We start from the raw sequence: 15063 nt of genomic DNA on the forward strand, positions 1-15063 counted from the left end.
CGTTCGACGAAGCACGCCGCGCTTCCGGGTACCTGCCGTGCGTCACCCTTCCTCTTCCCCTCCTGACGGGCAGCGCCGCCCGTTCCCTCCCCGCTGCCCCACGCCTGCGTGCGCGTCACCGTGCCCGGGCCAGCGACCCCTGCCTGCTCCTGCCCGAATACGGAGACCTGCCGTGCCCTTCTCCCACGCCGCCCATCCTCATCCACCCGCGCCGAAGCACGGCGTGAAGATCCCGCACCTCGGGGACTTCCATGTGCCGCCGCGCGTCGCCGCCATCACCGCGCTCGCCATCCCGATCGGGGCCGCGGCCGCGCTGGTCGCCGTGGCACTGCTCAAGCTGATCGCGCTGTTCACCAACCTCTGCTTCTACGGCAGGTTCGCCTTCTCGACGGCGGCACCGCACGGCACCCCGCACCGCTGGCTCCTGGTGGTCATGCCCATCGTCGGTGGCCTGGTCATCGGCGTGATGGCGCGGTACGGCTCGGAGAAGATCCGCGGTCACGGCATGCCGGAGGCCATCGAGTCGATCCTCATCGGCGGCAGCCGTGTCCAGCCCCGCGTCGCCGCGCTCAAGCCCCTGTCCGCGGCGATATCCATCGGCACCGGCGGGCCCTTCGGCGCCGAAGGGCCGATCATCATGACCGGCGGCGCGGTCGGCTCCCTCATATCCCAGCACCTGCGCGTCACCACCGACGAACGCAAGGCCCTGCTCGTCGCGGGCTCCGCGGCCGGCATGGCGGCCACCTTCAACGCGCCGCTGGCCGCGATCCTGCTCGCCGTCGAGCTGCTGCTCTTCGAGTGGCGCCCGCGCTCGTACCTGCCGGTCGCCGCGGCCGCCGCCACCGCCACCCTCGTACGCGGTCCGCTGCTCGGCACCGAGCCCCTGTTCGGCGGCGCCCACGTCCCCGCACACCTCACCACGTCCGCGTACGGGCTGTGCGTCGTCGCGGGCCTGGCCGCCGGACTGCTCGCCCTCGGCGCGACCTGGCTCGTCCACTTCTCGGAGGACCTCTTCGCGAAGCTGCCCTTCCACTGGATGTGGTGGCCCGCGATCGGCGGCGCGATCATCGGCGTCGGCGGCCTCTTTGAGCCCCGCGCCCTCGGCGTCGGCTACGACGTCATCGACCAGCTGCTCACCGGGCGTGCCACCACGGCCCTGATCATCGGGATCCTCGTCGTCAAGACCCTCATCTGGGGCCTGTCGCTCGGCTCGGGCACCTCGGGCGGCGTCCTCGCCCCCATGTTCATGATCGGCGGCGCGCTCGGCGCGGCCGAAGGTCTCGTCTTCCCGCAGGTCAGCCCCGGCTTCTGGGCGCTGGTCTCGCTCGCGGGAGTCCTCGGCGGTGTCATGCGCTCGCCGCTCACCGGCATCGTCTTCTGCCTGGAACTGACCCATGAGATGAACGCCCTCATCCCCATGGTCATCACCGCCTCGGCCGCGTACCTCCTGTCGGTCATCGTCCTCAAGCGCTCGGTGCTCACCGAGAAGCTCGCCCGGCGCGGCATGCACCTGACCCGCGAGTACTCGGTCGACCCACTGGAGGTCCATCTCGTACGCCAGCTGGAGACTCCCGTCCGCCTCACCCTGCGCGCGGAGCAGACGGCGCGCGAGGCGGCCGTGGTGCTGCACGCGGCGTACGAGGCGGGCGACCCCGACGGTCTCCTGGCGCAGCGCCTCTATCCCGTCCTCGACGGCGAGACCCTGACCGGGGTGGTCACCCGGCACCAGCTGGTCCACGGCCCGGCCGACGACACCCCCTTGTCACGCCTCGCCGTCCCAGCCGTGACCGCCCACGACGACGAGACCCTGCGCACCCTGGCCAACCGCATGGCCGAGCACGACATCACCCGCATCCTCATCGTCAGCCGCGATGACCTCCCGCGCCTCGAAGGTCTGCTGAGTCTGCGTCAGCTCCTGCACGCCCGCCGCGTCGACCTGCACGAGGAGCGGCACGTGGAGCGCCACCTGACCCTGCGGCCCCGCCGCAAGCGGTCCCTCGTCGTGGCGTCGGGCACGGGAGGCGGGCCCCGGTCCTCCGAGGACGAGGCGCCCGCGGCCGTCTCCGCCAACTGACCGGAAGGGATGCCGTCGCGCAGGGGGCGCAGGCGCCGGAGCCCCGGCGCCTGCGCCCTGCCATCGGCACCGACATCGATCCATCGATCCATCGATCCATCGATCCATCGACGTACTCATCTGCACGATCACCCGGTTGAACCGAGCCGCATCAGAACCTCGTTAGGGACGGGCCCGTCCTCTTGAGCCGCCGCCCGGCGGCCAGTTGGATGGACTGCATGAACAGCGGTCTGCGTCACGACGACCGGCCACCGAATCCGGTGTAGCCCGGTACTGCGCGCTGTTCCCGCGCCGGCTCCCCGAGCCGCGCCTCCCTGACGCCGTATGCCGTCGCCGGTCCCACGCCGCGACGGCGTACGCGCGCTCTCGTTCCCGCACGTCCGGCCGCCCCAGGGGCGGCCGCGTCATGCCATCACCCGGGATTTCACATGCCTTCCACATCGCTTTCCGGCCGCACCGTCCTCGTGACCGGAGCCACCGCGGGGATCGGTTTCGAGACCGCCCGCCGGCTCGCTCAGCACGGTGCGACCGTCCTGGTCCACGGCCGTACCGCCGAAGAGACCGAAGCCGCGGTCGACGCGCTCATCGCCACCAGCGCCGAGATCGAGACGGCCCAACTCTGCGCCGTCGCAGCCGACTTCACCCACCTCGACGAGGTCGAGGCCATGGCCCGCCGGGTCATCGAGACGCACCCGCACCTGGACGTCCTCGTGAACAACGCGGGCATGGCCGCCCCCGAGCGGCACACCATCACGGCGGACGGCAACGAGATCGCCTTCCAGGTCAACTTCCTCGCCCACTATCTGCTGACGTGCCTCCTGGAACCGGCGCTCACCAGCGACCCGGGCGGCCGCGTCGTCAACGTGTCGTCGTCCCTGCACCGCACCGGCAACATCCAGTGGAGCGACCCCAACCGCTCCCGCCGCTACTCCCGCCTGGCCGCCTACGCGCAGTCGCAGCTGGCTCTGACGGTGTTCGCCGCGGACCCGCGCGTGACCGCCGTCTCCGTCCACCCCGGCATCTGCGACACCGCCCTGCTCCCGCTGTACGCACACGAGGGCGCCACCCCCGCCGAGGGCGCCGCATACGTGGCGCGCCTGTGCGACCCGGCCGTCGAGATCACCAACGGCGCCTACTACGACCGTGATCAGCACGTCGACCCGGCGCCCGCGGCGACGGAGAACCGCTCCGTGCAGCGCCTCAACAAGCTCGCCTCCCTGCTCGTCGGTCACACGGCCTGAAGGCCACCACCACCTGCCTCAACACCTCCACCTGAAGGAGCACCACCGCATGTCGAAGCGCGCCCGCAAGAAGAGGGACCGTCGCAAGAAGAAGGCCAACCACGGCAGCAAGGCGTCCTGCTAGCCGCACTGGTTCCACCGCACGCCCGAAGGGGCGGACTGCTCCGGCGGGCAGTCCGCCCCTTCACCGTCGTGATGGTCCGTCATCTTCCGTAAACACAAGGGTGGTTGAGTGAATCATCGCCCGCATCTCACCGGAACTCCGCGAGGCGTGGGCGCAGTCCCAGTACGAGGAGCAGTCCCGCCAGGAGCAAGGCGCCGGCGGCGATGGGGGTCTGGACGCCGATGGCATCGCGGCCGGTGGCGATGGCCCGGTCGTGGTGGGCGGCGTTGATGGCGGTCACTTGGTCGAGGGCCTTCATCCACTGCCCGAAGTGGACGTTGGAGGTGTCGGATGCCCAGCCGATGCAGAACACCGTGGCCTCCTGGAGCCTGCCCTCGGCGATGAGCTGGCGGAAGGTGCGGTCGTCCTTCTGGTAGACGGCGTACGCCTCGACGGTCTTCTCGGCGGCCTCGCGCTCGCCGGGGAAGGTGATGTTGTCGAGCTCGCGCCGGTACTCGCCGCTGAACTGCTCGTCCGTGTGGTCGTGCTGGTAGGCGGCCCAGGTGTCGGTGAGTCGCGTGTCGTAGGTGGACAGGCTCGCGCCCGCGATCCCGTACAACTGCTGCGACTTGTCCAGGAAGGACTTCTCATACGCGTCCCGGCGCGTCTCATCAAGGAGGAACCGGCTCTCGTCGGCGTTGGCGTCGTAGCCGATGGCTTTGGAGCGGGACAGGGCCACCACCGAGTCGAAGGAGTCGTGGCGGGCGATCTTCAACTGGTCTGCCGAGGTGGACAGGAGCTGTCCACCGCAGGCCACGGCCACCAGCGCGCACAGCGTGGCGGCGAGCACGGCGGGGTTGAGGATGCGGCCGAAACGGCGGGCCAGGTGGAGTTGCAGCACGACGAGGGCCGCGAGCAGCAGGATCCCGAGCACCGCCTCGGCGACGAGCTGGGTGGTCAGGTCCGAGCGGGCCGACTCGTACTCGCTCTCGTACACGGCGTTGTTGGCGTCGACGAGGGTGCGGGCCTGGGGCAGGAGGTGGGCGGAGAGCAGGTCGGTGGCGCGGCGGTAGTCGGCGCGGGCCGGGTCCTTGCCTCCGATGTGCTCGTCGTTCTCCAGGGCGCGCCCGACCAGCTCCTGGTACTGGGCGAAGTCGTCGGTGAGCGCGACGACGGTGCGTTCGGTGGCCTTGTCGCCCTCGGAGGCGGCGCCGAGGGTCCGCAGAGAGCTGCTGATGGTGCCCTGCGCCTCTTTGTAGATGCGGTTGGCGTTGAGGTACGACTCGTCGAGGCGTCCCTTGCCGGTGCCCGAATCCCCGCTGGAGAGAAGGATGTTGGCGGTTTGCGCGTCCATGTCGTTGAGCGCCAGGTTCAGCTGGGTGGCGGCCACCGTGCGGGGCGCGTCGCGATGCTGGATCGCGTCCCAGGTGGTGGAGAGCCCGGTGGCGGTGACTGCCAGGAGCGCGAGCAGCGCGGCGCCGAGCAGCAGGCACACGGTGCGGGCGAGCCGGAGCCGGCCGGGTGTGTCGTGCCAGTGGCGCTCGGCGGCGTACCGCAGGAGCCGGACGGGCCGGGCGACGGCGATGGGAGACCGTCGCCTCGGCCGTCCTTGTCCCGGACCCCCTCTGGCCTGGGACGACGGGATCCCCCCGTGACGAACGGCCGACGCGGGGTCTGGTTCGGCAGTCGTTGTCGGGGCCCCCGCTCCCTGACGCTGCCCGGCACCGGCGGTGATCGCCACTCGCCCTCCAACCTCGCGCCACGGGCCGCTCGTACGAACCCGTGCGGAGATCAGCATGGCGGGCAACCGTTCGCTTGACCGGCCGCGTTGACGCTGCCCTGACGCCCAGCGGCCCCGGATTGACGCGCCCTTGACGGCGACGACTTCCAGCCGCGCCGCGCAGGGCTCAACTCTCCTTGCCCGCGCCCGTTCCCGAGTCCGCCAGCGCCGCGCCCACCTGGTCGGCCAGGGTCGCGGCCACCAGACGGGCCTGCAGCGGTACGACGTCGGCGCGCCCCGGCCGCAGCATGAACCGGCCGTAGTAGTGGCCGTTGCCGAACACGCGCAGTTCGGTCTCGCCCTGCGGCCAGCCGCGCCGCTCCAGGCTCCAGCGGCCGTGCGCCGTGGTCACCTCGCCGTCCTGGCCGAGCTGCGGCGGATGGCCGAGGAGCGAGCCGTACTCGAAGCGGCAGCCGTCCAGGTGGAGCACGTCGGTGAGCTCACCGCGGACGTGGTCGACGACCGTGGCGGCGGACCCGGTACGCCGGGCGAGCTGGGCCGTGTCGTGGATGCGGGCGAGGTGGTCGGCGTCGGTGACGGTGACCACCTTCAGACGGCGGGCGCGGGCGGCCAGCTGCGAGACGGCGAGGCCCACGGCGAGCAGCAGCACGGCGGTGGTGATGTCGTCCCCGCCGGCGATCGTGAACCGTTCGTACGGCCGGGTCAGGAGGAAGTCGAACCAGACGGCCGACGAGAGCGCGGCCAGCGCCCCCGCACCCCGGTGTCCGTTGGCGGCCACCGCCACCACGACCACCACGAGGATCAGCGCGAGATTGGTGCTCGCCACATGCGTGCGGAACGGCACCAGCAGACCCGCGGCCGCGAGGGGGCCCGCGACCGCGGCGGCCAGCGCGAGGGTGTCACGCAGGGGCATGGCGAAACGTGCGGGGCGGGCAGCCCTCGGGAGCGTGATCGCAGTCATGGCAGCCACCTCCGGTGCTCCGCCTTCCAGGATCCTCCCGAGTCCTCCCCGGACCGACGAGGCCCCCGCTGTCTTGACGCAACCTTGAGGTCGCCCGGGGAGGAGCGCTGAGAGCGCGTCCCGCGCGGCCCTACGCCGCCGGCAACGACAGCACCATCGTCAGCCCCCCGCCCGGTGTGTCCTCCGGGGTGAGCGTGCCGGACATCGCCTCCGTGAGGCCGCGGGCCAGGGCCAGGCCGAGGCCCACGCCCGTGGTGTTGTCGGTGTCGCCGAGGCGCTGGAACGGCACGAACGCGCGCTCGCGGTCCTCGGCGGGCAGCCCCGGGCCCCGGTCGATGACCCGTACCTCGACCCGGTCGTCGAGGGTGCTCGCGGTGAGCAGAACGGTTTCGCCGCGCGGCGTGTGCCGGGCCGCGTTGCTCAGGAGGTTGGCGACGACCCGTTCCAGGAGGGGAGGGTCGGCCAGGACCGCGGGGACGGTGTCCAGGCACTGGACGTCCGTCGCGGGCGACTCGGGCGGGAGCGAGTCGAGGGCCATCGGCAGCACCTCCTCCAGGGCGGTGGCCCGCAGGCTCAGGTTGAGCGCGCCGGCCTGGAGGCGGCTCATGTCGAGGAGGTTGTCGATGAGCCGGCCGAGCCGGGCCATCGACTCGTCCGCGGTGGCGAGGAGTTCGTCGCGGTCCTCGTCCGTGAAGTCCACATCGCGGCTGCGCAGCGAGGCGATCGCGGCCCAGCCCGCGGCGAGCGGGGTGCGCAGGTCGTGGCTGACGGCGGCGAGCAGGGCGGTGCGCATGCGGTCGGCGGCCCTGACCGGTTCGATCTCGGCGGCGGCCTCGGCCAGTTGGGCCCGCTCGACGGCCACCGTCACGTGCGCGGCGAACGCGGCGAGCACCTTGCGTTCGGAGGACGGCAGGGAGCGCCCGCGCAGCACCAGGTGCGTCTCCTCGCCGATCGGCATCTGCACGGCGGCCGTGTCGGCGACCGGCGCGGAGGTGAGCTCGGCCGAATCCATCCCGAAGGTCTCCCGCGTACGTTCGAGGAGCGCCGGGATCGCCCGGTCGCCCCGCACGATCGACCCGGCGAGCGAGGACAGGGTCTCCGCCTCCGCCGTCGCGCGGGCCGAGCGGCGCGAGAGCCGCAGCGAGCGGTCCACCACGGCCGCGACCGTACCCGCCACCACCGCGAACACCACGGTCGCAAGCACGCTGTTCACGTCGCCGAAAGTGAACTGGCCCACCGGCGGCATGAACCAGTAGTTCAGGAGCAGCGACGCCGTGACGGAGGCGACCACGGCGGACACCACGCCGCCCACGCAGGCCACCGCGACGACGGCGAGCAGGAAGAGCAGCGCCTCGCTGGTGAGGTTGAGGGTGTCCCTCGTCCCGTCGAGCAGGAGGGTGAGGAGGACGGGGAGGACGAGGCCGGCCACCGGTCCCGCGATGAGCCGGCGGGTCGACAGGGTCCGGCGACGCGACGGCAACTGCCGCCCCCTGCCCGCCCGTTCGTGGGTGACCATGTGGACGTCGATGTCCCCGGACAGGGCGACGATCGTCTCTCCTATGCCGCGCCCGGTCACGAACCGTTCCAGGCGGCCGCGGCTGCTGGTGCCCAGGACGAGCTGGGTGGCGTTCTCGGCGCGGGCGAATTCGAGGAGTGCGGTGGGGACGCTGTCGCCGACCACCGAGTGGTAGCTGCCGCCGAGGCTCTCGACCAGTGCCCGCTGCCGGACGAGGGCGGCCGGTGAGGATCCGGCGGCGAGCCCGTCGCTGCGCGCTATGTGCACGGCGAGCAGGTCACCGCCCACCGACCGGTCGGCGATCCGGGCCGCCCGCCGGATGAGGGTCTCGCCCTCCGGTCCACCGGTCAGGGCGACGACCACCCGCTCCCGGGTCTCCCACACCCGGTCGATGCCGTGCTCGGAGCGGTACTTCTGCAGCGCGTCGTCCACACTGTCCGCCACCCACAAGAGCGCCAACTCCCGCAGTGCGGTGAGGTTTCCGACCCGGAAGTAGTTGGCGAGGGCGGCATCCACCTTCTCGGGCGCGTAGATGTTGCCGTGGGCCATCCGGCGGCGCAGCGCCGGGGCGGGCATGTCCACCAGCTCGATCTCATGGGCGCGCCGCACCACCTCGTCGGGGACGTTCTCCTGCTGCGGCACCCTGGTGATCTTCTCCACCACGTCCTTGAGGGACTCCAGGTGCTGGATGTTCACGGCGGTCACCACGTCGATCCCGGCGGCGAGCAGCTCCTCGATGTCCTGCCACCGCTTGGCGTGCCGGCCGCCGGGGATGTTGGAGTGGGCGAGCTCGTCGACCACCGCCACCCTGGGGCGTCGCTCAAGGACCGCGTCGAGGTCCATCTCCTCGAACTCCCCACCCCGGTACGCGCGTTGGACCCGGGGCAACACCTCCAGGCCGGCGAGCCCCGCCAGGGTGTGGGGGCGCTTGTGGCACTCGACGTACGCCACCACGACATCGGTGCCGCGGTCCGCGCGGCGCCGGGCCTCGTCCAGCATCCGGTAGGTCTTGCCCACCCCGGGGGCCGCCCCGAGATAGATCTTCAGCCGACCCGGCCGCTCCGGTGGAACACCCCCTCCGGGCGGGGCGTCCCCTCCGGGCGGGGCGTCCCCTCCGGGCGGGACATCCGGCTCCACCACCACAGCACCTGCCTCCTCACGCCGTACGCGCGCCCCGCCCCGCGGGGTCCCCGCACGGCCGGGGCCCGATGTGTCACTCCGCATCATCGTCGGACGGCGCCGGGGAGAGGGCGCGGGGCGCACGACATTGACACGTTCCTGACCCGGTCGACCGCCCGCCGTGACACCTCCCCGTGGCCACCCGCCCCTTCGTTGACGTCGCCTTGATGATCAGCGCATCGGTAGGGTGAAGGCGGTGTGCCGGGAAGTCTGGTCGGCGTCGCGGGCCGACGGGGCCCGCGTTCGGTCCTTGGGGGCGGCATGCGCGGCGTCGGTACGGTCTTGTTCCTCGTGGTGCTCGCCACGCTGGTGGCCACGGGCGCCCGCCGATGGCGCATCCCCGCCCCCTCGCTCCTGGTCGTCGCGGGTCTGACCGTGGCCCTGCTGCCGGGCAGCCCCGCGATCCACGTGACGCCCGAGCTCATCGGCCTCGTCGTGCTGCCGCCGCTCCTGTACGCCAGCGCCGAGGAGATCTCCTGGCGGGAGCTGCGCGCCGTGTGGAAGCCGGTGGGGGTCCTGGCGTTCGGCCTGGTGCTCGCCTCCGCCGCGGTGGTGGGTTTCGTCGCGTCCGTACTGACGCCGCTGCCCTGGCAGATGGCGCTGGTCCTCGGGGCAGTGCTAGCCAGCACCGACCCGGTGGCGGTCACCGCGCTCGGCCGCCGTCTCGCCCTTCCGCCCCGGGTCCAGGTCCTCGTACAGGCCGAGAGCCTGTTCAACGACGCCACCTCGCTGGTCCTGTTCAAGGTGGCGGTGAGCGTCGCGGTCGCCGCCTCGGCCGTCTCCTGGGCCGGCGCGGGCGGCGAGTTCGCGCTGCTCGCGGGCGGCGGCACCCTCATCGGAGCAGCGACCGCCGGTATCGTCGCGCTGATCCGGCGGCGCACCGAGGAACCGGTCCTGGAGACCGTGATCGCACTCGTCACCCCGTACGCGGCCTATGTGCTGGCCGAGGCCGCCCACACCTCCGGGGTCACCTCCGTGGTGGTCGCGGGTGTGCTGCTCGGCGGCCGGTCGGACCGGCTGACCAGTTCCCGCATACGGCTTCAACTGCACGCCGTGTACGGCACGGTGGTCTTCCTCCTGGAGAGCGTGGTCTTCAGCCTGATCGGGCTCTCCCTGCCCGGCCTGATCCGCGAACTGGGCGACGGCGACCGGCTGTGGCCGCTGTACGCACTCGCCCTGGCCGGCACCCTGATCGCGATCCGGATGCTGTGGATCTTCCCGCTCTCCGCGCTGATCCAGCGCAGGAGCGGCCGGGCCAGGACCAACTGGCGGGTCCCCGTGGTCCTTTCCTGGGCGGGCACCCGGGGCGTCATGCCGCTGGCGGCCGCACTCTCCATCCCCGTCGTCACCCCCGACGGCAGCAGGCTCGCCGGACGCCCCCTGGTCCTGGTCCTCACCACGGCCGTGGTCGTGGTGACGCTCGTCGTGCAGGGCTTCTCCCTCTCGTCCGTGGTCCGCCGCTCCGGCATAGCGCTGGAACCGGACCACACCGAACGCGAGGAGGCCGAGGCCCGGCTCAGCCTCGCCGATGCCGGGCTGCGCCGCCTGGAGGAGATCGCCGAGCTGGAGGCCGTCCCCGACGTGGTCGCCGACCGGCTCCGCCGCGCCCTCCTCGCCCGCCGGGAGCACGCCCGCGAACGCCTCGACGACACCGACGGCGCCAGCGGCCGCACCGAGACCGCCGACCACGTCTACCGCCAGCTGCGCCGCGATCTGATCGTGGAGGAGGCCGCCGAGCTCCAGCGCCTCTACGACGACCACCGCATAAGCGAGACCACCCGGCGTCGCCTCCAGCGCTCACTCGACCTGGAGGAAGCCCGGCTCGCGGATGCCTGACCTCCCCAGCGTCAGGAAGTCGTCAGACGCCCATCAAGACTGGCCGTCGCACCACGACATCCGTGCCTCGTGCCCTTACGGTCCCGGCATGAGAAGACGGACGACGCGGGCCGCGCCGGGAGACCGGGCGGCGCCGCTCGCGCACGACACGACCTGGGCGGGCGAGACCCGCTCGGCCGTGGGGTACGCGGCCCTGCTGTGCGCCCTGCTGGTGACAGTCGACGCAGTGGCCGACACCCTCACCGACCTGCGCGCCGCACTGTGGCTGAGCCTGGGCGTCCTCCTGCTCCTGGTCCTGTGGCCGGCCCGGGTGTCGGCGGGCCGGGGCCGCCTGGTCTCCCGGACCCTGTTCGGCGAGCGCACCGTACGCACCGACCGGCTGGTCTCGGTGCGCTGGTCCAACGGCGTCGCGCAGCGCCTGGTGCTGCGCGACGCCGACGGCAACCGGGCCGAGCTCGACCCGAAGGTACTCATCGCCAATCCCCCGCTGTGGCACGTCCTGGACGCCGATGCCCGCACCAGCGTCCAGGGAGGCCTGCTCCGCTGCGGCGAGACGGCGCTGCGGCAGATGGCGTCCCGTATCGACAAGGAGACGGCCCGCACCGTGTTCAAGGTCTCCGGCATCGAGTAGCCGCTTCCTCCCGGTACGTACGACCCAGCGGAGGGGAGGCAGGGTGCACGTCGCCCCGAGGACGCCCCATCCGCCGCCCGCGCTCAACAGCAGCCTGTAGCGCGGCGGGCTCTGCCGCCTACCGCCGGCGGTCGGAACGCTGCTTCACCTCACCGCTCCCCCGCCAGATCCAGCTCGCCCACCGGGACCGGCGGTGTGACGGCCGGGCCCTCGGGGACGCGCCACGGGTGGGCGAGGGGCGCGGACAGCGGCTGCCACCAAGGGGTCACGGGCAGCCGGCCCGCGGGCTCGAAAGGCTCGCCGGGGCGGGGGAACGCGGCCGGCTGCTCGGCCTCCTCGGCGGCGTCCTTGGTCCACTCGCCGGGCTCGGCCCAGGCATGCGGGGCGAGGTTGAAGGTGCCCCAGTGGATCGGCATGATCACGCCGTGCGGGGCGCCGCCCTGGAGGTCGAGGTGGGCGCGCAGGCCCTCGGCGGGCGTCATGTGGATGTCGGGCCAGTACTCGGAGTAAGCACCGATCTGGATCATGGTGGCGTCGAACGGGCCGTGCTCCGCGCCGATGTCCTCGAAGCCGCCGAAGTAGCCCGTGTCACCGCTGTGGTAGATCCGGTGCTCGGGACCGGTCACCGCCCAGGACGCCCAGAGCGTGTGCTGCTGGTTGCGCAGGCCGCGGCCGCAGAAGTGGCGGGCCGGGGTCGCGGTGAGGGTGATCCCGTCGACCTTGACGGACTCGTTCCAGTCCAGCTCGTGGATCCGCTCGGCGGGCACGCCCCAGTGCTCCAGGTGGGCGCCGACGCCGAGCGGCACCGCGAACACCGTGCCGGTTCCGGCCAGGGCGCGGATGGTGGGCAGGTCGAGGTGGTCGTAGTGGTCGTGGGAGATGACGACGACGTCGACCGGGCCGAGCGAGGCCAGCGGCAGCGGGACGGGGTGCAGCCGCTTGGGTCCGGCGAAGGCGAAGGGGGAGCAGCGCTCGCCCCACACCGGGTCGAACAGGACGCGCCGCCCGTCGATCTCGGCGAGCACGCTCGAATGCCCCATCCAGGTGAGCCGCAGCCCGGTGGCGGGCGGCTTCGCGATGTCGGCGAGGGTGGTCGGGTGGACCGGGACGGTGCCGGTGGGCGCGCGGCGTACGCGCTGCTCCTTCGCGAAGAACTGCTTCGCGAACTCCAGGGTCGAGCCCGATGGCCGGGTGCGCGCGCCCTCGGGGTTCTGGAACACGCCGTCCGCGAAGTTCGGCGAGCGGCGGATGCGAGCCATTCGCTCCCCTGCCGGGTCGGCGCCGAACGCGTCGGGCCGCAGCTCGCGGAGTCTGGAACGCAGGGGAAGCAGAGATCCAGCGCCGGTCACGGCACCTCCTGGGGCTCGGGGTATTTCTATTATGTGCATCCGTCGCGGAGGCACCTTGCCGGGACCGTCGAGGCGGCGCCGGCCGGTCAGGCCCCGTCCTGGCGCGGCTGGCCGTACGCCCGCTCCACGCGCAGCCGCAGCACCAGGCGCCGGTCGCGGACCATGACCTTGCGGTACTCGTCCCAGTCGGGGTGCTCGCCGCGTACGTCCCGGTAGAGGGTGACCAATTCCTCGACCGTGTCGTCGTGCGGGTCGGCGGCGACCGGGGTGAGGTCGGCGGTCCCCTCCGCCACCGTCCACGCCCAGCGGTCCTCGCTGGTCACGTGGTAGCTGGCGCGGGGGTCGCGGCGCAGGTTCTTCGTCTTGGCCCGGTCGTCGGTGAGCGACACCTTGATGACGCCCTCGTCGGGGTAGTAGGCGTGGTTCACGTTGGAGAGCTGGGGCCGGCCGTCCCGCTTCAGGGTGACCAGGACGCCGCCGTCCTGCTCGGCGACCAGTTTCAGCAGCGCTTCCTGAGGTGCCTCGAATGCCGTCATGGCTGTGGAACGCGGATGCGGGCGGCCGGATTCCCCGGAGCCGCCCGGCGGCGCCTGCCATGATGCGGGGATGATCACTCCGATACCTCCCGTGGTGCCCGCCGGCCGGCTGGCCCGGCAGCAGCAGCCCTCCTTCGTCCTGCCCGGCGGGCGTGAGCTGCGCCCCTGGCGGGAGTCCGACGCGAACGTTCTGGTGGCCTCGTGCCTGGATCCGGAGATCGTGCAGTGGAACCGGCCCGAGGCGCTGACGCCGGACACCGCCCGCGAGAAGGTCGCCCGCTGGGGGCAGCGCTGGACCGAGGAGGCCGCGGCGGTCTGGGCGATCTCGCGGCGCGAGGACGACCGGGCGGTGGGCCTGATCGGGCTCGGCGATCTCGACCTGCGGGGCGGCAGCGCGGAGTTCCTGTACTGGCTGCTGCCGTCCGGCCGGGGCGGGGGCGCCGTGCTCGACGCCACGTTGCGGGTCAGCCGGTGGGCCCTTGAGGAGCTCGGGCTGCACCGGCTGCGGATCTCGCACTCGGTGGGGAACCCGGCGTCGTGCCGGGTGGCACAGCGGGCCGGATTCGCCCTGGAGGGCACGATGCGCAGCGCGCTGCTGCACGCCGACGGGTGGCACGACGAGCACCTGCACGCCCGGGTGGCGGGCGACCCCTGGCCGGACGGAGCCGACCTTGGCACGCTCCCGTACTGACTCATCGTTCAGTTAGGGTGCGCGGCATGACTCCTCCTCTCGTCGCGCTCTCCTGGACCGATCACGTCACCGGCCGCCGCGGCCACCTCGTCATCGACCGGCTGATTCGCGGTGTGTCCAGCGGCGGGCTGCGCATGCGGCCCGGGTGCACCCAGGAGGAGGTCGCCGGGCTCGCCCGCGGCATGACGATGAAGGAGGCCCTGCACTACGACCCGCGGAGCCACTACATCCCGCTCGGCGGCGCGAAGGGCGGCATCGACTGCGATCCCCGGCACCCGGAGGCGTACGGCGTGCTGGTCCGCTACTTGCGTGCCATGCGCCCGTACATCGAGAGCTTCTGGACGACGGGCGAGGATCTCGGCCTCAGCCAGGACCTCGTCGACCGGGCGGCCGCGGAGGCGGGCCTCGTCTCCACCGTTCAGGCGGTTTATCCGCTGCTCGACGACGAAGCGGCCGCCAGGCGGCGTCTCTCCGATGCCTTCGCCGTGCAAGTCGACGGGATCGGCCTTGACGAACTGGTCGGCGGCTGCGGGGTCGCCGAGTCGGTCCTGACCGCCCTGGACCGTAACGGCACCGCGTACGACGGGACGCGCGTCGCGGTGCAGGGGTTCGGCACCATGGGCGGCGCCACCGCCCGGTTCCTTTCCCGGGCCGGCTTGAAGATCGTCGCGGTGGCCGACATCAAGGGCACGGTCGCCAACCCCGAGGGCCTCGACGTGGAGGCGCTGCTCGCCGCGCGCGACGCGCACGGGGCCGTCGACCGCTCGGCCCTTGGGCCCTCGGACCGCGAACTGCCCGGCGGGGACTGGCTGGCCGTCGACGCGGAGGTGCTGGTCCCGGCGGCGGTCTCGTACGCGATCGACAGCCTCAACCAGGCCCGGATCACGGCCCGTTGGATCGTCGAGGCGGCGAACATGCCGGTGCTCGTGGAGGCCGAGCGACTGCTCGCCGGGCGCGGCGTCACGGTGTTGCCGGACGTCGTGGTCAACTCCGCCACCAACGCCTGGTGGTGGTGGACGCTGTTCGGCGACCTGGGCGCGGACGCGGACGAGGCCTTCGCCCACACCCGGCGCGCGATGCGAGGCCTCGTCGAGCGGATGCTGATACGCGCCGACGGCGACGGGACGACTCCGCGCGCGGCCGCCCACGCCCTCGCGGCAGAGACACTGCCCGTCATCACGGAGCGGTTCGGCACGTATCGCTGA

The 15063-nt window shown here is 72.5% G+C and carries 12 protein-coding genes; 7 read left to right on the forward strand and 5 right to left on the reverse strand.

Translation table 11 applies throughout. The features are described 5' to 3' along the window. The first annotated feature begins 172 nt into the window (after positions 1 to 172). The 3 genes from OHA17_RS05405 to OHA17_RS05415 all read left to right on the forward strand — a co-directional run bounded on the left by OHA17_RS05405 (position 173) and on the right by OHA17_RS05415 (position 3439). Positions 173 to 2074, forward strand: coding sequence for a chloride channel protein (locus OHA17_RS05405; protein ID WP_406504517.1), 1902 nt, complete (start codon positions 173 to 175; stop codon positions 2072 to 2074). Between the two features lie 428 nt (positions 2075 to 2502). Beyond that, on the forward strand, positions 2503 to 3315 hold the full coding sequence (locus OHA17_RS05410; RefSeq protein ID WP_398872673.1) for an SDR family NAD(P)-dependent oxidoreductase: 813 nt from the start codon (positions 2503 to 2505) through the stop codon (positions 3313 to 3315). A gap of 49 nt (positions 3316 to 3364) precedes the next feature. Continuing rightward, on the forward strand, positions 3365 to 3439 hold the full coding sequence (locus OHA17_RS05415) for a 50S ribosomal protein bL37 (RefSeq protein WP_373300991.1): 75 nt from the start codon (positions 3365 to 3367) through the stop codon (positions 3437 to 3439). A 127-nt stretch (positions 3440 to 3566) separates the two neighbouring features. Here OHA17_RS05415 and OHA17_RS05420 read toward each other — a convergent pair whose 3' ends face one another. From OHA17_RS05420 to OHA17_RS05430, 3 genes are all read right to left on the reverse strand, one after another. After that, entirely contained in the window at positions 3567 to 4913 is a 1347-nt protein-coding gene (locus tag OHA17_RS05420; protein ID WP_406504519.1) for a hypothetical protein, read from the reverse strand. A 412-nt stretch (positions 4914 to 5325) separates the two neighbouring features. Next, positions 5326 to 6120 carry a DUF4118 domain-containing protein gene (locus tag OHA17_RS05425; RefSeq protein WP_406504521.1) on the reverse strand — a complete coding sequence of 265 codons (795 nt, stop codon included), beginning with the start codon at positions 6118 to 6120 and terminating at the stop codon, positions 5326 to 5328. Between the two features lie 130 nt (positions 6121 to 6250). Then, the gene (locus OHA17_RS05430; RefSeq protein ID WP_406510636.1) at positions 6251 to 8683 is read right to left on the reverse strand and encodes an ATP-binding protein; all 2433 of its coding nucleotides are present in this window, start codon (positions 8681 to 8683) and stop codon (positions 6251 to 6253) included. 393 nt (positions 8684 to 9076) lie between these two features. Here OHA17_RS05430 and OHA17_RS05435 point away from each other — a divergent pair, with 393 nt between their 5' ends. Beyond that, positions 9077 to 10651 carry a Na+/H+ antiporter gene (locus OHA17_RS05435; RefSeq protein ID WP_406510637.1) on the forward strand — a complete coding sequence of 525 codons (1575 nt, stop codon included), beginning with the start codon at positions 9077 to 9079 and terminating at the stop codon, positions 10649 to 10651. An 88-nt stretch (positions 10652 to 10739) separates the two neighbouring features. Beyond that, positions 10740 to 11282, forward strand: coding sequence for a hypothetical protein (locus OHA17_RS05440; protein ID WP_406504523.1), 543 nt, complete (start codon positions 10740 to 10742; stop codon positions 11280 to 11282). 149 nt (positions 11283 to 11431) lie between these two features. Here the strand turns inward: OHA17_RS05440 and OHA17_RS05445 are convergent, their stop codons facing one another. Then, positions 11432 to 12631, reverse strand: coding sequence for an MBL fold metallo-hydrolase (locus OHA17_RS05445; protein WP_406504524.1), 1200 nt, complete (start codon positions 12629 to 12631; stop codon positions 11432 to 11434). Between the two features lie 86 nt (positions 12632 to 12717). Further along, positions 12718 to 13167: a PPOX class F420-dependent oxidoreductase gene (locus tag OHA17_RS05450; RefSeq protein WP_406504526.1), complete on the reverse strand. Its 450-nt coding sequence runs from the start codon at positions 13165 to 13167 to the stop codon at positions 12718 to 12720. Between the two features lie 70 nt (positions 13168 to 13237). On the opposite strand from OHA17_RS05450, the gene OHA17_RS05455 reads away from it, so the two are divergent. Together OHA17_RS05455 and OHA17_RS05460 are read left to right on the forward strand one after the other, a co-directional pair. Then, entirely contained in the window at positions 13238 to 13858 is a 621-nt protein-coding gene (locus tag OHA17_RS05455; protein WP_406504528.1) for a GNAT family N-acetyltransferase, read from the forward strand. Between the two features lie 26 nt (positions 13859 to 13884). Next, entirely contained in the window at positions 13885 to 15063 is a 1179-nt protein-coding gene (locus OHA17_RS05460; RefSeq protein WP_406504530.1) for a Glu/Leu/Phe/Val dehydrogenase dimerization domain-containing protein, read from the forward strand.

It is taken from the genome of Streptomyces sp. NBC_00212, assembly GCF_045206365.1.
GTDB lineage: Bacteria > Actinomycetota > Actinomycetes > Streptomycetales > Streptomycetaceae > Streptomyces.